Origin of the sequence: Anabaena sp. 54 (assembly GCF_017355725.1) — a bacterium.
Lineage (GTDB): Bacteria > Cyanobacteriota > Cyanobacteriia > Cyanobacteriales > Nostocaceae > Dolichospermum > Dolichospermum heterosporum.
In genome coordinates this window covers 1-19,811 of sequence record NZ_JAAVWA010000017.1, presented here as the reverse complement: position 1 = coordinate 19,811, position 19,811 = coordinate 1, and the positions used below count along the sequence as shown (strand labels likewise).

Below are 19,811 nucleotides of genomic sequence, written 5' to 3'. Positions count from 1 at the left end.
ACAAGTAAAGTTTTTTATCTTTTAAAGTCTAGTAGTGAAAAAAACTGATAATGTATGGATCGTAGAGGTAGCCGTGGGGGCGGGGTTTTTGATGCCTAAAAATATTTGATAACCATTTAAATGTTGACATGAAATTGAATATCATCAGCAACGGTTATAGCGAGTATGTACTTAAATAAGGTAAAAAGTTTATGGGAAAAATTATCCAGTAGAAATCTTTTACTTATTGACTGCTGCTATATCTGACTAAGAATCTTGAAATTATTAAAATTGACGAACAGCATACATCAATAATACAAAATTGGTATTTATATGATAAATCATTACTCTATTCAATGGATTGAAGCGTGGTGCTTAGAAAATGGCTGGACAGATTTATTTGTCGAGAGACGTGGTAATTATTGGGCGTTTCCTCCGGGGGGAGTGATGCCAGAACCAATTCCCATGAATGTGTTAAGAGTAATTAAAGAAGAAAACGGCTTAACCAATCAGGAAATTTACTGGGCTTTTGCTGCCATATCCACCACTATTTTAGCAGTGATTTATACTTTTTTGTGGAAATGTCCGATTCCTTTAGTGTTATCTTTTGCGTTTAATGCTGTCACAGTGGCACAATTTGAACCAGAGGATATTTAGAGTTTTGCAGATGAAAATTAAAAATTAAGATATTAAGATTAATCCATTGACCTAAAACTCAAACCTCAGTGCGTCTTTGCGCCTTTGCGCCTTTGCGTGAGACTAAAATTCATACTCTTAATCAGCAACGCCCCTTTTTTGAAAAATTTCTGACTGCTGACTTATTTTGTAAGTTATATGATTAAAATATCATTAAAAATGAAAATGAAATTCGCTGAATATGGATAACTTTTCCTTGTATAATCAAGACTTCTATGCTTGGACACAACAACAAGCAAAAGCTTTAGAACAAAAGCTAGTTGTAGAATTAGACTGGCAACATTTGCAAGAGGAAATTCAATCTTTGGGAAGACATGAATATCGAGAATTGATAAGTCGTTTGGGTGTGTTAATTGGTCATTTATTGAAATGGGAATATCAACCTGAACAACGTTCTCGCAGTTGGTTTCTCACAATTAGAGAACAACGTCGTGCTATTCAAAGACATCTCAGACAAAACCCTAGTTTAAAATCTCGGATAACAGAAGCTATGTTAGATGCTTTTGAAACAGGAGTTGATTTAGCCTTACGAGAAACTAATTTACCATTAAGAACTTTTCCTGAAGATTGCCCCTATTTATTTGATGATATAATTGCTGATAATTTTCTGTGCGATACTCTTCAAGATTGGGAAGGATAATTTTTCTATAAGTCAATGAAGAAAGAATTAACCGCAGATGGAAGAGGATAAACACAGATGAACGCAGATAATTTTGTACTTCATTAGACGAAGAAGCCTCATATTAAAGTCCTTCACGCAATCCCATGGCTATTTTACTGTGTTTTTCGATTTGTCCCATCACCTGTTTTGCCCGTTGAATTACCACTGTCGGTAAACCTGCTAATCTTCCGGCTTCTATTCCGTAGGACTTATCAGCGCCACCGGGTTGAACTTGATGTAAAAAGATGATTTGGTCTGGTAATTCTTTAACTGTAACTTGATAATTTGCGACATTGGAAACAATTGTAGCTAATTCATTTAACTCATGATAGTGGGTAGCAAAAATCGTCCGCGATTTAATCTCAACTGCTAAATATTCTGCTACAGCCCAAGCAATTGATAAACCATCAAAAGTTGCTGTTCCGCGACCAATTTCATCTAACAAAACCAAAGATTTTGCCGTTGCATGATTGAGGATATTGGCAGTTTCATTCATTTCCACCATAAATGTAGATTGACCAGTAGCCAAGTCATCCACCGCACCAACACGGGTAAAAATGCGATCGCACACTCCCAATTTAGCAGACCGCGCCGGCACAAAACTACCCACCTGCGCCATTAACTGAATTAAACCAACTTGACGCAAATAACAACTCTTACCACTCGCATTTGGACCGGTTAAAATCACTAAATCAGGGGAAGATAAATTCTTCTTTTCCTCTTCCTTCGCTTCCTTCGCTCCTTCGTGGTTCATTTCCTTCCCCCCTAAGCAAGTCGAATTAGGGACAAAAAAACCAGCAGGTAAAGACTGTTCTACCACTGGGTGACGACCATCAATTACGTCAATTTCCCGACCCGTAACCATCTCAGGACGACAGTAACCTTGATGGACAGCTAATTCCGCCAAACCACATAATACATCCGACGCGGCTACTGCACGGGCAATATTCCGAATGATTTCATCTTGAGAACCCACTTCATTGCGTAATGCTTCAAAAATCTGATATTCCAACTGATTTAAATCATCTCGCGCTGTGAGGATGCGTGCTTCTCGTTCTTTTAAATCAGGAGTGATGTAACGTTCCTCATTTGTTAAAGTTTGTCTACGAATGTAATTATCGGGAACTTGGTCGGATTTACTGCGGGAAATACTGATATAATAACCAAAAGTTTTATTAAATCCTACCTTCAAAGTGGGGATTCCTGTTCTGGCTCTTTCATCAACTTCTAAGTTGGCAATCCATTGTTGATCACTTTCCACAGTGGCTTTTCTTTCATCCAACAACGGATTCATCCCCGCCCGAATTAAACCACCTTCTTTGAGATGAGTCGGTGGTGATTCTACGATGTGAGCGTGTAATTTTTCTGCTAGTTCTTCGAGGATGGGTGGGACTTTTTGCAAAGCTTTTAAGAACGGGGAACGGGCATCGGCAACTAAGCGAGATAATTCGGGTAAACGGGAGAAAGAATCAGCTAAGGCGACTAAATCCCTGGCATTTGCTCTACCAGAGGCGGCTCTGACTGTTAACCGCTCTAAATCATAAATTTGTCTTAATAACTGCCGCAGGTCTTGACGTAAGGGCGTATTTTCTACTAATTCTTGGATGGTATCTTGGCGGGATTTAATCCCTTTAATCTCCAGTAGCGGTTGTAACAACCATCTTCTTAAAGCTCGGCTACCCATTGCGGTGCTAGTTCTATCTAAAGCCCATAATAGAGAACCGTGAAATGTACCATCGCGGACGGTTTGGGTAATTTCTAGGTTACGACGGGTTTGATGATCGACGATTAAATAATCAGTTAAGGTATAGGTGCGTAATAATTGCAGGGAGACAGGATGGGCTTTTTGTGTGTCTTCGATGTATTCTAAAAGACCACCAGCAGCGCGAACTGCGAGGGGTAAATGTTCACAACCTAAACCTTCGAGCGATCGCACTTTGAATTTCTGCAATAATTTACTTCTAGCTTCTGCTTGGGAAAAGGGGACTTGCGATCGCAAACTATAGCAAAATGATGGTGGTAAACATTGGGGAAGAGATGGGGAGGTTTCCCCAGGGCGCAGTAAACTACCTAAATCGGGGGCGTTGGTGGGAAACAGGACTTCTGAAGGTTGCAACCGCATTAACTCTTGAGTCAGGTGTTCTAAATCACTACCTTGAGATGTGAGAAATTCTCCTGTTGATATATCTGCGTAGGCTAAACCCCAATGATTGACAGCAATTACCACAGCCGCTATGTAGTTATTCCGACTGGCTTTGAGCATCCCCTCTTCTAATAATGTCCCTGGAGTGAGGATGCGCGTTACTTCTCGCTTGACCAAACCAATGGCATCAGCAGAGTCTTCTACTTGGTCGCAAATTACCACTGCATAACCTTTTTCCACTAGTTGAGTTGTGTAGCGTTCCCAAGCGTGATGAGGTACACCTGTCATGGCAACGCGACCGACTTCACCACCATGTTTACTGGTTAAAACTAATTCTAATTCCCTGGAGACGGTTACAGCGTCTTGAAAAAAAGTTTCAAAAAAATCACCAACTCTGTACAGCAGCAACGCATGAGGATATTTATCTTTCACTTCTACATAATGCTGATACATCTTACTCAGCTTACTGCGGTCTTCTACCAGATTTGTATCAGTAAGTGATGTGTTGGGTTGATTGGGTTCTGGTGTGGAAGTCGTCATGGTAGATGCTGAGAATTTATTGGCAACAGATTTTTGGCACTCTATTCGATCATAGCTTGATGTGGGGGATAGGGTGCGATCGCTTAAGGTTTATTTATTTTTAGTTAGGGTTACTGGTTGATCCAGCCATTGTTGCTGTTATTGTGGTAAAAATGTGATCGCATACAATAATCGAGTTATGGAAATGCGATCGCACACAATAATAGAATTATGGAAATGCGATCACAGATATTTAAGCTAGTTTTTTTCTAATTATCATCAGTATTCGAGCATTCTATGAAGCTAAAACCATCATAATGATCACTGTTAACTCCTATTTTACAAAAATTATCACGTATTGGTCTTGTGACTTTTCTACTAGTCTTGTCATAATCTGTAGCTAGTTTAAAGCCTTTAGATCAACAAAAAGCTTTAGCTGCTGGTTCACCACAATTAGCATCCCAAGTCAAACACCAGTCTAAATCAACACTGCGAGTACGTGGTCTATTAAAAGTTTTTGTTTCAGCTTGTGCAGGTGCATTAAAGATAGCAGGTGCAATTGCCATAGTGAAGAGTGGTATGGTCAATGTCAGAAATAATTTACGCATTGTGAGTCCTCCTAAAAATAATTAAAAATTAAGACATCGCATAATGGCATTTAAAGCACTTGTTGAAAATAGAGACAACAGGCGTTTAAATCCTTATCTACTTCTTGTTGGTACTCCAATTTATTCATGTCAATACTCTACAGCTATGTATAAAAATTAAAGGTCGGAAAAGGTCGGATATTTTTGATAAGTAAATTTATGTAAACTTTTTAAATAAAAAAAGACTATACTCTGCAATGTATGCTGTAATAAACTGCAATTTTTCTTTCTTAATTGTAGTTTTAAATAAACAAAACTTACTATTTATACATATACTTATAAATTAATCTAATATCGTGCTAGAGCATAATACTTACATCAAAAAGAGCTTTGCTTAGTTAGAAACTACATAGACAAACCTATATACATATAAATTAATAAAAATATTATCATTTACTACTGCAATACTTGATTCCATAAACAAAAGTTTTGTGATGGTTATAAACTATGGTTTTTCTGATAATTTCCTTAACCCTGTAAAAATTCATCAACCATAGAAGAGAATGGAAATAAAATATTAACTTATCTCCATTAGTTATTCTTGGCATTTGTAATAAACTATTAAAAGTCAAAAAATCTAAATCCTGCATCATTTTGATCACAATTTCATTAATACTCATCGTATATATATTTTTCCCCCTAATTATCGCATCCTGATATGATTCATAAAATAACATTTTTCCCAAACCCATACCCCTATATTCTTCCATCACAAATAATGCAGCTATCTTATGCCAATTTGTATGAAAATCATAATTTAAACAAGCTCCTACCATCTTACCATTTTCATCTTCCGCAACTATAATATATTCGGCTGACATCCATTCCGTTAATGAATAACCCATAATATTAGGTGTTAGTTTTATTTGTCTAACAAGTAACTCTGCTTCTGCTTTTGTAACTTTTCTTTTGGAGATTTTGAACATAAATCAAGGAGGTAGTGAAAAATTGGTATTGCTGAATTGAGAGGTTGTTTGAAAACTTTTTCGTGTGGGATCTGACACCCGCAGATCCCCCTAAATCCCCCTTGAAAAGGGGGACTTTGAGGAATTTAGCCCCCCTTACAAAGGGGGGTTGGGGGGATCTCGATTAATTCTGATACTTTTCAAATATCCTCTGAGGTATGAAAATCAAAAATTCCCTTCCTGAAACTCTTAATCTTTGCGCCTTTGCGTGAGACTAATTCATAGTTTCATTCACCAACGCCGAAAAATTTCCTATTAGAACCACAAAATTCTATAGCAGTATCCACATGAGATATATTATAGCCCCCTCCTCGCTTGCGGGGAGGGGGTTGGGGGGTGGGGTTCTTGTATTTCACTCAACTAAGAGGGTGTTTGAAAAGTTATGGTTGATGTATCAAATATTTTTTACCCCTCCCTAACCCTGCCCTTGTAAAGGGGAGGGAACTGGATTTTTATTGTTTCCCCCCTTTACAAGGGGAAAGGGGGGTAGCAATGTGATGAAAATTACGGAATACCACTTTTAAAACATCCTGTAAGAACCGCTATATATATCAACTAGACCATTTGAAATAAGACGTAAATATCAAATAGATTATTTTTAATAAAAATATTATACAAATTATCCAAAAGAAAAAATTTGATATAAAAATTTTCTTTAACAAATTTAAAGGATTATACTTTTTTTCAATTTCACTGAAATCACAGTTTAAATTAAATAAAACTTCGTTAGTTTGATCTAATATTTTATTGTATCCTAATAATCCCCATAGAATCAATGTACTTATAGGAGGAACTAAGCTAAATGTAAGAAATAATTGTGTCCATGTATAGGCACTTTTTGAAAAATTACTTGTATCCAATGTAGAAATAGCAATTTGAATCCCTAAAAATAGATTAAGATGCGGTTGAGTTTTTCGACCAAACTCTAAATATATTTGCTTTAATTGCTGAATAATTCCCTGATTAATCACAGAAATATCCTCAGCAGTATATTTTCCTGAATCCTTACTAATTTCTCCTAGATAGTTTTTATATTCTTGCATTTTTAGACCAATCCGCTTACAATCTTCTATCACAATATTTATACTCAAATTGGCTAAAACAGAACCTATACAAATAAAGTTAATTAAGGAATATGGCAAATAACATATATAGGGTAGTAGATAACTATCAAAATATTCATTGTTGCTAACTTGATCATTTGCCAATAATTCATGAGGAGCATACCACAAGTGATGAAATAGCACAATAGTTAAAAATATTAAGGCTATAGAAAACATTACCTTGCGTCTGAAAACAAACTTTTTATCCAAGATCAAATGAATGACATCTTGCTTAAATTCATAACCTACTAAATACACTTCTAACATTAATAAAAAACAAGTACGAATAAATTCATATATCACTCCCATTCCATTTTGATTAAATGCAAGCTGCCAAGGGTTACTGTCAATTATTATATATGAAAAAGATAGTGATGTACCACTAATTACAGATAGAATAATTGCTATAGTTGCTAATACACCATGACTCAAAAATTTGTTTAAAAATTTGATATTTTTTGAATCAGAATTTATCTCTGATGAGGGAGATACTGATATTAAAGATAATTGTTTATCAATCCAATCTTCATTAAAAACTTTTTCATATATAGGGTTATAAATACTCATTTTTCCTTGTTGTTTAACTACCAGTCCTGACAATCTTAATGCCATTTTTTCCGGTGTATCATCAGTATCTATGCTGTAACTTCTCAATATTTGTCTATAAATTTCTAACTTTTTATAAATAAGTTCCTTCTCCGCAATCAGCCGATTCCTAATAGTTCTTAAATGTTCCGGTTCGTCTTGAAATTCCCAATTTTTAATAATATAATTTTGCACTAGATTATTAATATTAGGCTTTCGGGTTTCAGCTTTTTCAATAATTAATTTGCATAGTTTTTGAGTTAGAAATGGTTGTCCTCCAGTCCAATATAATATCTGTTCTAAAACAATTTCAGGATCATCTACCTTTTCAAGCAATCCTTGAGATAAAGATGGGATCACTTCTTGTATTTTGAACCCAGTCAACTCAATTGTTCTACCAATATTAAATGGTGTACCCATTTTATCCTTTAAATCTGATGGTGTTACCACTCCCAGTAAACAAAAAGTAACTCGTTTATATTCTGTTTTTTCTGCACGTTGATTATAGCAAGCACGAATAAATTCTAAAAATTCATCTTTAGTTTCTCTGTTAATTAGGTTATCAATTTCATCAATAAAAATAACAATATCTTGAGGTAATTTGGTTAATAAAACTTTGTCAATAAACTGACTTAATCGCTGCACTGGTGACAAAAATATATGGTTTTCCCACCATTGAGAAAAAGTAGATGAGTCATCAAAAAAACCATTCCACAATTCAAAGGTTATACCCGCATAGAAATTTTCAGCAGTGGATTCACAGCTACCAATAGTTGTCATATCAATGGAAGTACATCTTATTCCTGTATACTCAAGTTTTTCTCTAGTTTGTACCCGCAAGCTAGATTTTCCCATTTGTCGAGAATTGAACACACAACAAAAATCTCCATTTTTTAAACCTTGATACAGTTCTTCATCTGCTTGTCGTTTTACATAGCTGGGAATGTCAGATGGTAAACTACCCCCAACTTTGTAATAATTAAAAGCTGACATAATTGATACGCCAGAGTTCATTTGTGTGGATAATAAAAATTAATTGTTACAACTTAGATGGGATTACTATATCACATTGAGGTAAGAATTCAGGTGGGGTGATAAGATCCCCGACTTCTTTTATTTAGAGAACTCCACAGAAAGAAATACCCAATGTCATTCTGTTCGCGCAGCGTGGCGTTAGTCATATGAAACGAAGTGAAATGAAGCAATCGCCAGGGTTGTGATTGCTTCCCTTCCCTCCCAATGACTGTAAATATTTTTGTCTAATTACTTATTGTGTCCACAAATTATAAATTGATGTCAGAAGTCGGGGATCTGGGTATAAACGAGTGCTATAGCTGAATACTTACACATTGAGACTGTCAACTTTCCAACCTTTCTCCAAAATACTGACGGTACAACTCACAGCGAGGCATAACTTGATTATTTTGCCATTTAATTAGTCCTATGCTGTACAATTGATATCCAAGTATGGAATCTAATTGTGCTGGTTCAGTAGTGCTAATAACCTTTGTGAATGCTGCTGCTAGTCTTGTATTTTCCCTGAGCATTCCCAATAGCCGACGTAAATGCTGAGTATAAATACCCACATCTGTAGGAGCATCTCGCAATAACTGTTTGATATCTCCCCACTTTCCGGGAGCAGGTTGAGCGAGGTGATAAAATGCTATCCGAACTAAATATGGATGACCTCCTATCATAGCCATCAATTTTTGCACTAAACTATGATTCCAATTAAGTTGATGACGCTGTGCTAAATCTTGTACTTGTTCTGCGGTAAACTCCGTTAATTCTACTGGTTCTCCCACATTAAAAGGTGAATGGTTGATATCTAATAATCCATAATTTTCGGTGGAATGCACCACAACTAATCGCAGTTGTTTCCAAATATCTCGATTATTAGCTTCTTCATGACAGCTTCGCAATAGTCCAAAAAAGTCTTGAGAAATTTGAGGGTAGTTAAAAACTCGATCTATTTCATCACAAGCTAACACTAAAGGACTATTAATTTCTTTAAGAATGTAGTTTTGTAGATAGGTTTTACAACTAATTTTACTACCAATAGGCTGCTTCCAAAAATCATCAACCCGATCTGTAATCCCTAATTCTAGGCTAATGTACGTACAAAACCAACGTAAAAAATTATCTAAATTGCTAAAGTTTGATTCATCTACATCTTGTAGATTTATGCGTACTGTTAGATAATCATATTTACGTGATTGAGCTAAAATTCTGTCAAGTAGTGAGGTTTTTCCCATCTGTCTTGGTGCTTTGATGCGAATAAGTGCAGCAGGTTGAGCGATCGCTTGATAACATAAAGATTCAATCGTATAATTTTGAGACTCAATGGAGTATCGCTCTACATAAAAGGGAGAATTTAGGGATACTGGGTTATGAGGAAGTTCCAGTCTGTTCATAGATAAAACTATTTGTGGTGTTTTTCGTTTTTCTCTTTCCCGATACAGTGCTTGACGAAAATTACTTTTACTCACTGGTTCTCCAATAATATCTGTGAGCTTTTTCCATAATTTAGCACCAACATCATTTTGAATATATGTAGTAGTTAAATGTAGTGCTGTAGCAATATCTTCATACCTTTTCCCTTCCCAACTTCCTTTGAGTACCTGTACTTCCACATCGCTTAGATGTTTGTCAGTATATTTCCATACAATTTCATCCACAAATTCTTGAATTTGCTCCCAAGATATATCTACTTTGAAAGACATAAATAATATACATAAAATCAATGTTCATTATTTTACCGTAATTTGATTATTGGATCAAGCAATTATCCTAATTTATGGGTCAGATCCCCGACTTCTTTAAGAAGTCGGGGATCTTGGGGATCTTATTGTTCTACCTTACTTTTCCCTACTTTTTAATTAATAAATATAACTCCCACTTATTTTTTACTACTGATTTGAGTTTAAATTGCTGCTAAACCTAGATAAATATTCCCTATTTTTTAGTGTTTGAACTTTCTCCAAATCCACCCATAATAAAAACATCAAATCAAAAGATATGAAACAAGAAACTTAAACAGCAAAATGGGTACCCTCGCTTCTTCTTGATTTATTCATCAATTAATCTCAATGGAGAAATGAGCCATGATATTTACATTATCAATGATAGGAAACATTATTAATGGTGATGATGAGGATGATGATCCAATCGTTCCTCCCAATTGATATTATATCGAAAAAAATTACAGCGATTTTCCTATTTATTAGGACTTACGCAAAATATCTCTCAGAGGATGTTTTTAAAGTGGTATCCCGTAATTTTCATCACATTGTTACCCCCCTTTATAAGGGGAAAGGGGGGTAATTTAACTTGTGTCTACACGATAGCTTGTAAAGGGGGGAAACAATAAAAATCCAGTTCCCTCCCCTTTATAAGGGGAGGGTTAGGGAGGGGTAAAACATTTGATACAACAATCATGACTTTTCAAACAACCTCTTAAACTCTCTTTCCATCGTGTCCTTCGTTCCTATCCCTGCGGGACGCTACGCGAACGTGGTTCATTCTTTTGTGACTTGTGCGTAAGTCATATTTATATCGCTGTTTCCATAATATTTCTCATAGCATCAAGTTTCCAAATTTCTAGTTCTGGTAAATGCCATTGAACACTTTTTAATTCTTGCTCTTGGGAATAAGATTCTAAGAATTTTCTCCAGAATATTAGAGAATTTTCTTTATCTCCTACTGCTGCTTGGACTTGTGCTAATAAACAATAGGCTGGAACATAATCATTTTCCAATTCTAAAGATATGAATAAATGCTGTTTTGCTTGTTCATAAAAATTTTGCTGAAAATAAGCCCAACCAAGGTTTTTATGTAATGCAGCTTTGACTGTATGATCTTTAACCTTTGATAAAATTGGCGAAATCATTTCCACAGCAGCAGAACTATTTCCTTGTAAAATTTCCAATCGAGCTAAATTATTAATTGCAGCTTCTCCAGCCCGATTTTGATATTGCATAGCAATTTTATAATGTTCACAAGCTTGAGTCCAATGATCTATTTTTTCGTAAGTTGCTCCCAAATTATAATGAGCCGCTGCTAAATCAGGTTTAAATTCAATTGCTAATTTTAAATAGGATAAGGCTGTGTTAAGATCACTATTCAAATAGTGTTGATATCCGGTTTTATTCAGAGATTTAGCAATTTGTTTCTTCTCCTGCTCATTGCAATTAAAACGCAGTATAAATTTCTTAAATTCTTCATTTATGGGTTGGTTGACTGATAGTAATTGTAATATAAATTCGCAGATATTATTGTCATCTTTATCTGTAATTTCTGCTACTTTATCTGTAAATTTAAGCTGATATTCAGTTAGTAAGTTAGGCTTATACTTAGCAACCAGTGTCACTAACTCTGAGCGTTTGTAGCGGCGACTATCAGTATGTTCACTCCTCAGTCCAAATTTTTCACATATTCTTTCAATATGTTTTCTGACTGTAGGCTCTCCAATTTCCATAGCTACTGCTATATCTGCATCTGTTTCACCCGCTAATATCCTTTGCAAGACTTCCTTTGGTCTGGTTGTCAGGTTTTCAAATATAAGTTCAAACTGTTGTTGGTTCATCTTTTGATTATACCAGGATTTTATTCACAGACGTGACTATTTTTATTAAAATTATTCCTAACTTCTATATAGGGTTTGCTGATAGCGTAGCGTAAGCCATAAAAGTCGTCTGTGAGGGCATTTTTTTGTAAGAATGTTGACCTTTTTGCTGAAATATCCTCCACTGCTTAGAGAAGTCGGGGATCTGAAACTCCCGACGTATGGCTATGCTACGCAAGCTATACTCAAAACTGCTAGAAGCTGGACCTTTTTATCATAAGTAATTGGACAAAAATATTTACAGTCATTGCGAGCGAAGCGAAGCAATCACAACCCTTGCGATTGCTTCATTTTACTTCGTTCCATATGGCTAACGCCACGCTGTGCTTACGCAATGACATTGTGTAATTAATTCTGTCCCACTACTTACAAAGAACAAGTTCAAAGCCTCTCCAGTATTAAATATTATTCCTTTTCCCTCTCCTCTTAGGAGAGGGTTAGGGAGAGGTGCGGGGAGAGGTTTAAGTAATTGGACCAAAATATTTACAGTCATTGTGAGCGAAGCGAAGCAATCACAACCCTTGCGATTGCTTCATTTCACTTCGTTCCATATGGCTAACGCCACGCAACGCTTACGCAATGACATTGTGTAATTAATTCTGTCCCACTACTTACCAGAGGGGTTTCATATTTGGTTAAACTATTAACCGTTTTCAGTAAGTAGGTGAACAGAAAATTTAAAGGTATGTGAAGAAAAGTAAAATCACTCAAAACTCTCTTCCTCTTCCCTGTTCCCTGTTCCCTTGCCCCAACGACAATTTTTAACGCCCACCTACTTGTATCAAAATCAAATAGGAGCCTAGGGACTTCCAATTAAAAAAATACCCAAAAATTTCTTGTGGTGGGGGACGAAAAGCCCGCTAATCATCAAGGACGGGCAGGATGCCCATCCCACAAAATTGGGTAATTTATTTTTTGGTGTTCCCCTATATTTAAAATTTACTTTTATGCGTTGACAACGACGAGGTTTTTATGTCACTATTGTGACTAAATAAATATGTCACAAGAACCAAATCACGCACTCCGTATAATACAACAATCAACTCACCCTTGTAATACTAACTTTGCCAAAAGAGTAAATGACCATTGAAGAAGTGATAATTACGGATAGAGAAGCTCTTGTACTAGTTGAACAGTTATTAAAGCGGGGACGCTTGAGAACAGTTCAAGAGATTGTATTCCGTCAGTCTTGGACTGGACAGACGTACTTAGACATGGCTATAGATTCCGATTACGATCTTGGTTACATTAAAGACGTTGGCTCAGAACTATGGCGATCGCTCTCCCAAGCTTTAGGAGAAAAAGTCACCAAAAGCAACCTGCACAAAGTCTTGAAGCGAATTATACAGGAACAATAAATCAGCAATAGTAAACAACAATTTAATAGACATATTAGCATTTTTAAGCCGATGGCTTTTAGTCCTGACGCTCAATTTATTGCAAGTGCTAACAATGACCATATAGTTAAAGTATGGCATCTAGCCACAGGAAAATGTGTGCAAACTCTAGAAGGACATAATGCTTGTGTATGGAGTGTTGCTTTTCATCCCACAGAGCAAATCTTAGCCACAGCAAGTGAAGATAACACAATCAAGTTGTGGAATCTGGAAACTGGATGCTGTGTACAAACTTTGAAAGTCTAAAGTTTGGTCAGTTTATTCCATCTCATTAAACGTATCTTTAAGCACAGAACGCGCTGCTAAATGATTACGAGTAGAAGTGAGAATTTCCGCTTCTCGTTCTAAACGAGCAACTGTATCCTGGATTTCTAATAATGCTTGCTGTTCGGGAGCAACACCATAGAGATTACTCGCTATCCAATAAGATAGTTCTGTGGGTAAATCTGGTAAATCGTTTGGTAATTCAATTTCTTGTTCTGTTAACTTGGACGAAAGACGAACTACATCCCGCAATAGTTGTTCTACATCTGAAGCTAAAGGACGTAAATCCTTAGCTGGCGGTTGATCTTCAATCCATTCTACCAAACCGACGCGATAGGGCTTTTCGCGGACATATTCTAACACCCGAAATCTTTGTTGTCCTAAAGCTAATAGCTTGATTCTGTCATCGGGTAGCCGCTGATAATGAAGAATTTCCGCACAACAACCAACATTAGCAATTGTCCCTTTGGTGGGATCAATCATCAATACCCCAAATCGGCGATCGCTCTCCAAAATCGTATTCATCATGATTCTGTAGCGAAATTCAAAGATATGTAGAGGTAATGGTCTAGTCGGAAATAGAACCACTTCGGGTAATGGGAATAGAGGTAGTTCACGCACTGCAATTTTAGAGGAAGATGTCATGGTTATTTGAGTATAAATTGTATTCTTAAAGTATTATATTGTTCTCTAATTTACCCGCACTTTGTTTATATTTTATCATTAAGAAAACAAGAGATCCCCGACTTTTCTAAAAAGTCGGGGATCTTATTTATTGACTAATGACAAACTTACAATTTGACTTCAATATCTACACCAGAAGGCAAATCCAGCTTCATGAGTGCATCAATAGTTTTAGAAGAAGGCTGGTAAATGTCAATAATCCGGCGATGGGTGCGGGTTTCAAAGTGTTCGCGGGAATCTTTATCTACGTGAGGCGATCGCAGTACGCAATATATCTTGCGTTTTGTGGGTAAAGGAATTGGTCCGATAGCTGTGGCGTTGGTACGGTTAGCGGTGTCTACAATCTTCTCGCAAGATGTATCTAATAAACGTCGGTCAAATGCCTTCAAGCGAATTCTAATCTTCTGCTGCTGTAGAGTTGCCATTTTTAGTTTTCCAGGTTCGGTAAATTTTAGACTTTAGATTTTAGATTTTTAGATGTTAAATTCCATCCCAAATCTGAAATTTAAAATTGTTTATGGGAATAGAAAGGAGCAGAGATTATATAATTCATCTCTACTCCTTTTGAATAAGAGCAAAAAGGTGAGTGTTATTTCAAGATTTTAGCGACAACGCCAGCACCGATAGTCCGTCCACCTTCACGAATAGCGAAGCGCATACCTTGTTCAATAGCGATCGCATTGATCAATTCTACTGTTACCTTGATGTTATCGCCAGGCATAACCATTTCCACATCTTTACCATCACTATCGGTAAAGGCTTTGATTGTACCAGTTACATCAGTTGTCCGCACATAGAACTGAGGACGATAACCGGAGAAAAATGGTGTTTTCCGACCACCTTCTTTCTCTGTTAAAACGTAAACTTCACCTTCAAACTGAGTGTGAGGTGTAATTGAGCCTGGTTTAGCTATTACCATACCCCGCTCAATGTCTTCCTTTTTCATACCGCGTAGTAGTACACCCGCGTTATCCCCAGCCATACCTTGATCAAGGCTCTTCTTGAACATTTCGATCCCAGTGACTGCGGTAGTCTTGGTATCTCTGATACCTACCAATTCTACAGTATCACCGACTTTAACAACACCACGCTCAATCCGTCCAGTAGCCACAGTACCGCGACCTGTGATGGTGAACACATCTTCTACAGCCATCAAGAAGGGCTTATCTATAGCCCGCTCAGGAGTGGGAATGTAAGCATCTACAGCATCCATCAATTCATAGATCTTATCTACCCACTTATTCTCACCGCGCTGGGTTTTAGGATTCTCAGTCATTGCTTGCAGAGCTTGTAGACCTGAACCTTTGATAATGGGAATATTGTCACCATCGAAATCATAGTCGGTGAGCAGTTCCCGCAATTCCATTTCTACCAATTCCAGCAATTCCTCGTCATCCATCATATCTTCCTTGTTCAAGAAGACGACCAGACTAGGAACACCCACTTGTTTTGCCAAGAGGATGTGTTCACGGGTTTGGGGCATAGGACCATCTGTGGCTGCAACTACGAGGATGCCTCCATCCATTTGCGCCGCACCAGTGATCATGTTTTTCACATAGTCAGCGTGTCCAGGACAATCTACGTGAGCATAGTGGCGTTTTTCGGTTTCATACTCAACGTGGGCAGTATTGATTGTAATACCCCGTGCCTTTTCTTCAGGTGCATTATCAATTTGGTCATAGCCTTTAGCCACAGCGTTACCCATAGCCGCTAAGGTCATTGTAATGGCTGCTGTTAAAGTAGTTTTGCCGTGGTCAACGTGACCAACAGTACCGATATTAACGTGAGGTTTATTTCTTTCAAACTTTGCGCGTGCCATGAATAATCGTTTCCTTTTTTAATTAAGCGTTCCCTTTACTTTTTGAAATGATGCCCTCAGCCACGCTGCGAGGCACCTCTTCGTAGGTACTAAACTCCATTGTAAAGATACCTCGACCTTGGGTTTTCGACCGGATATCAGTGGCATAACCAAACATGGTTGCCAATGGAACTTTCGATACCACTTTTGCCAGTCCCTGTTCAGTGCTTTGGCTTTCAATCTGTCCCCGACGGGAGATTAAATCACCAATCACGTTACCGATGTAGTCTTCAGGTACTTCAACTTCAACTTTCATGATCGGCTCTAAGATCACAGGAGAGGCTTTTGTAGCCGCTTCCTTGATTGCCATAGAACCGGCAATTTTGAAAGCCATTTCTGAAGAGTCTACATCATGGTAAGAACCATGTATTAATGTGGCTTTGACATCAATGAGTGGATATCCGGCTAAAATACCAGATTCACAACATTCTTTCATGCCCTGTTCAGCCGGTCCTATGTACTCTTTAGGTACAATCCCACCGACAATTTTAGAAACAAAGACAAAACCTGTACCGGGTTCACCTGGTTCTAAATTGATCACCACGTGACCGTACTGACCCTTACCACCACTCTGGCGGATAAATTTACCATCAATTTTCTCGACGGCTTTGCGAATGGTTTCGCGGTAAGCCACTTGGGGCGCACCAACGTTTGCTTCTACTTTAAATTCCCGTAACATCCGATCTACGAGAATTTCTAGGTGCAATTCTCCCATGCCCGCAATTACGGTTTGGTTGGTTTCTGGATCAACACGCACACGGAAGGTGGGGTCTTCTTCACTCAAAGATTGCAGCGCTTTGGAAAGCTTATCCATGTCGTTCTTGGTTTTGGGTTCAACCGCTACCGAGATCACAGGTTCAGGAATAAACAGGGATTCCAGAATTACTGGGAAACCTTCATCACAAAGGGTATCACCTGTCAATGTGTCTTTCAATCCCAAAGCAGCACCTAAATCACCCGCCCGTAGTTCATCTACGTCTTGTCGGTCATCTGCTTTCATCAGCACTAACCGAGAGATCCGTTCTTTTTTATTCTTGCTGACGTTAAGAACGTAACTACCTTTCTTCAGCACCCCAGAATAAACACGAACGAAGGTGAGGCGACCGTAAGGATCAGCCATAATCTTAAATGCCAAAGCTGATAATGGTTCTTCATCATCAGCATGACGTTCAACGGGATCACCGTTGAGCAGTGTGCCTTGAATTGGTGGAACTTCCAGTGGTGATGGTAGGTAATCTATCACCGCATCCAACATCAATTGCACGCCTTTGTTCTTAAAGGCTGAACCGCAAAGCACTGGTACGATTGTCCCAGCAATTGTTCCTTTACGGAGAGCAGTACGGATTTCTGCTTCTGTCAGTTCTTCGCCATCGAAGTACTTATTCATCAGCGTGTCATCAGTTTCTGATACTGCTTCTACCAACTTGGTGCGGTATTGGGCTGCTTTTTCGGCTAGTTCGGCGGGAATTTCTATGGTTTGGATATCAGTTCCTTGATCGTTTGTGTACATATATGCACACATTTTCACCAAGTCTATAATCCCTTTAAATTCAGTTTCACTACCGATAGGCAGTTGAATAGCAATGGCGTTAGCTCGCAAGCGATCGACCATTTGGTCATGCACTCTATAGAAGTTCGCACCAGTGCGATCCATCTTATTAATAAAGGCAATGCGAGGGACTTTATAGCGGTCTGCTTGTCGCCATACTGTTTCTGATTGTGGTTGGACACCACCTACGGAACAAAATACAGCGATTACACCATCTAATACTCGCATGGAACGTTCAACTTCAATTGTGAAGTCCACGTGACCGGGAGTATCAATAATGTTAATTTGATGATCATTCCAACTGGTACTAATGGCAGCAGCAGTGATGGTAATTCCCCGCTCCCGTTCCTGTTCCATCCAGTCTGTAACAGCAGTTCCTTCGTGAACTTCGCCAATTTTATGAATGATCCCAGAGTAAAATAATATTCTCTCTGTTGTCGTTGTTTTGCCCGCATCTATATGCGCCGCAATGCCGATATTGCGTACTTTCTCTAGCGGGTTCGTGCGTGCCACAGTTACCTCCTAACGTTGTCGCCTCATGATATCTCGTATATTACTCTTTGTTAAGATTCTATACTTTTACGGAAAACCGTCTTTTTTTGTTAGCCTAGCTAGGCAGTTGCCTTTTTGGGCATTAGCTATAAATTCTACGATATACCGCACACGAGAAGACGATATATCGTTTTTCTAGTTAGTAACGATAATGTGCAAACGCTTTGTTCGCTTCCGCCATCCGATGTGTTTCTTCGCGCTTACGAATAGCACTACCAGTTTCATTCGCAGCATCCATTAATTCATTAGCTAGTCTCCCAGCCATAGTTCTTCCTGGACGTTGGCGAGAATACTGCACCAACCACCGCAACGCTAGGGTAGTACCGCGATCTGTACGTACTTCCATTGGTACTTGGTAAGTTGCTCCACCAACTCGGCGAGCTTTTACTTCTACTAATGGTGTAGCGTTACGCACTGCTTTTTCAAAAGTTTCTAATGGACTTCCACCAGTGCGTTCTTCAATAGTTTTCAAAGCGTCATAAACTATTCTTGCGGCAATTGATTTTTTGCCATGACGCATTATCCGTCGCATCATCATGCTGATTAGGCGACTATTATACACTGAGTCAGGCGGGACTGCACGCCTTTGACTAACACCACGACGAGACATACTTCATCCTTGAATACGGAATTTGACCACGAAATTATATGCTATCAGAACACAGGAAACTAAAAGCGGTTTAATTAGCCGCTGATTTTTCCTGCATTTTCCTTTATGGCTTGCGCCATGCGATCGCTATCAGTTGAGAGGAGGCTGAATTAATTCACTTATTATCTGCTACCAGACACAGAAGACGACAACGTAATCAACTTTAAAATTTAGATTAAAGTGCTGTTATCGTTGACAAGATTATCTTCTCCAAACTCATACAACTTGTTTTTATGCCAGATCCAGTTTGATTTTCTGAAAAAAAATTCGTTACTGCTGGTTTATTACGCAGTTTGCAGGGAGGACGATTAACCGTATTTAACGCGATTAACCGCCGCCTACCTATTTTTTACCTGCTTTTGGGAGCTTAGTTCCATATTTGGAACGGCCTTGTTTGCGGTCTTTAACTCCGGCTGTATCTAATGTGCCACGGATAATGTGGTATCTAACTCCGGGCAAGTCTTTGACCCGACCACCACGAATCATAACTACGGAATGTTCTTGTAAGTTATGACCGATACCTGGGATGTAAGCTGTTACTTCAAATCCAGAGGTAAGTCTTACCCTGGCTACCTTGCGGAGTGCTGAGTTAGGCTTTTTAGGTGTAGTTGTGTATACTCTGGTGCAAACGCCTCGCCGTTGCGGGCATTGCTTCAGAGCAGGGGACTTGGTTTTTTGACGCGCTAGTTCGCGTTCACTACGTATTAGCTGCTGTATTGTTGGCATGAGTTACAGCGCGTGAAGCTGCTTTATGATCTAAGTTTTAACAAATCCTGATTATATCTTTTTTTTTGATTTTCTGTCAATCATTTTTGGGAGGGAATAGGGAACAGGGGAAGTAGGGGAAGTAGGGGGAGTTGGGGGAGTTGGGGAAGTTGGGGGAGTTGGGGGAGTTGGGGGAGTTGGGGGAGTTGGGGGAGTTGGGGGAGTTGGGGG

Annotated in this window: 16 protein-coding genes; 4 read left to right on the top strand and 12 right to left on the bottom strand. The window is 38.3% G+C overall.

The genetic code is table 11. From position 1 onward, the window contains the following. The first annotated feature begins 312 nt into the window (after nt 1–312). Together HEQ36_RS15790 and HEQ36_RS15785 are read left to right on the top strand one after the other, a co-directional pair. A complete protein-coding gene (locus tag HEQ36_RS15790) occupies nt 313–636 on the top strand; it encodes a hypothetical protein (protein WP_053538415.1) in 324 nt (107 codons plus the stop codon). Between the two features lie 220 nt (nt 637–856). Then, nucleotides 857–1,315 (top strand): DUF29 domain-containing protein, encoded by a 459-nt coding sequence (locus HEQ36_RS15785; protein ID WP_053538416.1) that lies wholly within the window; start codon nt 857–859, stop codon nt 1,313–1,315. A 103-nt stretch (nt 1,316–1,418) separates the two neighbouring features. On the opposite strand, the gene mutS is transcribed toward HEQ36_RS15785, so the two are convergent. From mutS to HEQ36_RS15755, 6 genes are all read right to left on the bottom strand, one after another. Beyond that, nucleotides 1,419–4,019, bottom strand: coding sequence for a DNA mismatch repair protein MutS (gene mutS / locus HEQ36_RS15780; protein ID WP_168466579.1), 2,601 nt, complete (start codon nt 4,017–4,019; stop codon nt 1,419–1,421). Nucleotides 4,020–4,417: 398 nt separating this feature from the next. Further along, nucleotides 4,418–4,606, bottom strand: a complete 189-nt coding sequence (locus HEQ36_RS15775; protein ID WP_053538417.1) for a hypothetical protein — start codon at nt 4,604–4,606, stop codon at nt 4,418–4,420. 428 nt (nt 4,607–5,034) lie between these two features. Next, complete coding sequence (locus HEQ36_RS15770; protein WP_168637127.1) at nt 5,035–5,571, bottom strand: GNAT family N-acetyltransferase; 537 nt, start codon at nt 5,569–5,571, stop codon at nt 5,035–5,037. Nucleotides 5,572–6,161: 590 nt separating this feature from the next. Further along, the gene (locus HEQ36_RS15765) at nt 6,162–8,291 is read right to left on the bottom strand and encodes an AAA-like domain-containing protein (RefSeq protein ID WP_053538419.1); all 2,130 of its coding nucleotides are present in this window, start codon (nt 8,289–8,291) and stop codon (nt 6,162–6,164) included. 365 nt (nt 8,292–8,656) lie between these two features. Then, on the bottom strand, nt 8,657–10,021 hold the full coding sequence (locus HEQ36_RS15760) for an AAA-like domain-containing protein (RefSeq protein WP_205748390.1): 1,365 nt from the start codon (nt 10,019–10,021) through the stop codon (nt 8,657–8,659). Nucleotides 10,022–10,848: 827 nt separating this feature from the next. Then, on the bottom strand, nt 10,849–11,883 hold the full coding sequence (locus tag HEQ36_RS15755; RefSeq protein WP_168634947.1) for a helix-turn-helix transcriptional regulator: 1,035 nt from the start codon (nt 11,881–11,883) through the stop codon (nt 10,849–10,851). 1,118 nt (nt 11,884–13,001) lie between these two features. Between HEQ36_RS15755 and HEQ36_RS15750 the strand changes: the two genes are divergently transcribed. Both HEQ36_RS15750 and HEQ36_RS15745 read left to right on the top strand, forming a co-directional pair. After that, a complete protein-coding gene (locus HEQ36_RS15750; RefSeq protein ID WP_205748389.1) occupies nt 13,002–13,280 on the top strand; it encodes a hypothetical protein in 279 nt (92 codons plus the stop codon). A 51-nt stretch (nt 13,281–13,331) separates the two neighbouring features. After that, nucleotides 13,332–13,565, top strand: a complete 234-nt coding sequence (locus HEQ36_RS15745) for a WD40 repeat domain-containing protein (RefSeq protein WP_168634946.1) — start codon at nt 13,332–13,334, stop codon at nt 13,563–13,565. Between the two features lie 12 nt (nt 13,566–13,577). Here the strand turns inward: HEQ36_RS15745 and HEQ36_RS15740 are convergent, their stop codons facing one another. From HEQ36_RS15740 to rpsL, 6 genes are all read right to left on the bottom strand, one after another. Continuing rightward, nucleotides 13,578–14,228 carry an LON peptidase substrate-binding domain-containing protein gene (locus tag HEQ36_RS15740; protein WP_053538423.1) on the bottom strand — a complete coding sequence of 217 codons (651 nt, stop codon included), beginning with the start codon at nt 14,226–14,228 and terminating at the stop codon, nt 13,578–13,580. A gap of 146 nt (nt 14,229–14,374) precedes the next feature. Further along, entirely contained in the window at nt 14,375–14,692 is a 318-nt protein-coding gene (gene rpsJ / locus HEQ36_RS15735; protein ID WP_015113498.1) for a 30S ribosomal protein S10, read from the bottom strand. A gap of 164 nt (nt 14,693–14,856) precedes the next feature. Next, the gene (tuf, locus tag HEQ36_RS15730) at nt 14,857–16,086 is read right to left on the bottom strand and encodes an elongation factor Tu (RefSeq protein ID WP_168634945.1); all 1,230 of its coding nucleotides are present in this window, start codon (nt 16,084–16,086) and stop codon (nt 14,857–14,859) included. A gap of 22 nt (nt 16,087–16,108) precedes the next feature. Beyond that, nucleotides 16,109–18,187, bottom strand: coding sequence for an elongation factor G (gene fusA, locus HEQ36_RS15725; protein ID WP_168634944.1), 2,079 nt, complete (start codon nt 18,185–18,187; stop codon nt 16,109–16,111). Nucleotides 18,188–18,365: 178 nt separating this feature from the next. Continuing rightward, a complete protein-coding gene (rpsG, locus tag HEQ36_RS15720) occupies nt 18,366–18,836 on the bottom strand; it encodes a 30S ribosomal protein S7 (RefSeq protein ID WP_027402058.1) in 471 nt (156 codons plus the stop codon). Nucleotides 18,837–19,217: 381 nt separating this feature from the next. Further along, a complete protein-coding gene (gene rpsL / locus HEQ36_RS15715) occupies nt 19,218–19,601 on the bottom strand; it encodes a 30S ribosomal protein S12 (RefSeq protein WP_015078104.1) in 384 nt (127 codons plus the stop codon). Nucleotides 19,602–19,811: the final 210 nt, after the last annotated feature.

What these genes read in the sequence shown, in the direction of transcription:
- rpsJ (WP_015113498.1), bottom strand. Translation starts at nt 14,692, where the DNA reads ATGGCAACTCTACAGCAGCAGAAGATTAGAATTCGCTTGAAGGCATTT.
- HEQ36_RS15775 (WP_053538417.1), bottom strand. Translation starts at nt 4,606, where the DNA reads ATGCGTAAATTATTTCTGACATTGACCATACCACTCTTCACTATGGCA.
- HEQ36_RS15755 (WP_168634947.1), bottom strand. Translation starts at nt 11,883, where the DNA reads ATGAACCAACAACAGTTTGAACTTATATTTGAAAACCTGACAACCAGA.
- rpsL (WP_015078104.1), bottom strand. Translation starts at nt 19,601, where the DNA reads ATGCCAACAATACAGCAGCTAATACGTAGTGAACGCGAACTAGCGCGT.
- HEQ36_RS15740 (WP_053538423.1), bottom strand. Translation starts at nt 14,228, where the DNA reads ATGACATCTTCCTCTAAAATTGCAGTGCGTGAACTACCTCTATTCCCA.
- HEQ36_RS15745 (WP_168634946.1), top strand. Translation starts at nt 13,332, where the DNA reads ATGGCTTTTAGTCCTGACGCTCAATTTATTGCAAGTGCTAACAATGAC.
- HEQ36_RS15760 (WP_205748390.1), bottom strand. Translation starts at nt 10,021, where the DNA reads ATGTCTTTCAAAGTAGATATATCTTGGGAGCAAATTCAAGAATTTGTG.
- HEQ36_RS15790 (WP_053538415.1), top strand. Translation starts at nt 313, where the DNA reads ATGATAAATCATTACTCTATTCAATGGATTGAAGCGTGGTGCTTAGAA.
- mutS (WP_168466579.1), bottom strand. Translation starts at nt 4,019, where the DNA reads ATGACGACTTCCACACCAGAACCCAATCAACCCAACACATCACTTACT.
- rpsG (WP_027402058.1), bottom strand. Translation starts at nt 18,836, where the DNA reads ATGTCTCGTCGTGGTGTTAGTCAAAGGCGTGCAGTCCCGCCTGACTCA.
- HEQ36_RS15785 (WP_053538416.1), top strand. Translation starts at nt 857, where the DNA reads ATGGATAACTTTTCCTTGTATAATCAAGACTTCTATGCTTGGACACAA.
- tuf (WP_168634945.1), bottom strand. Translation starts at nt 16,086, where the DNA reads ATGGCACGCGCAAAGTTTGAAAGAAATAAACCTCACGTTAATATCGGT.
- HEQ36_RS15765 (WP_053538419.1), bottom strand. Translation starts at nt 8,291, where the DNA reads ATGTCAGCTTTTAATTATTACAAAGTTGGGGGTAGTTTACCATCTGAC.
- HEQ36_RS15750 (WP_205748389.1), top strand. Translation starts at nt 13,002, where the DNA reads ATGACCATTGAAGAAGTGATAATTACGGATAGAGAAGCTCTTGTACTA.
- HEQ36_RS15770 (WP_168637127.1), bottom strand. Translation starts at nt 5,571, where the DNA reads ATGTTCAAAATCTCCAAAAGAAAAGTTACAAAAGCAGAAGCAGAGTTA.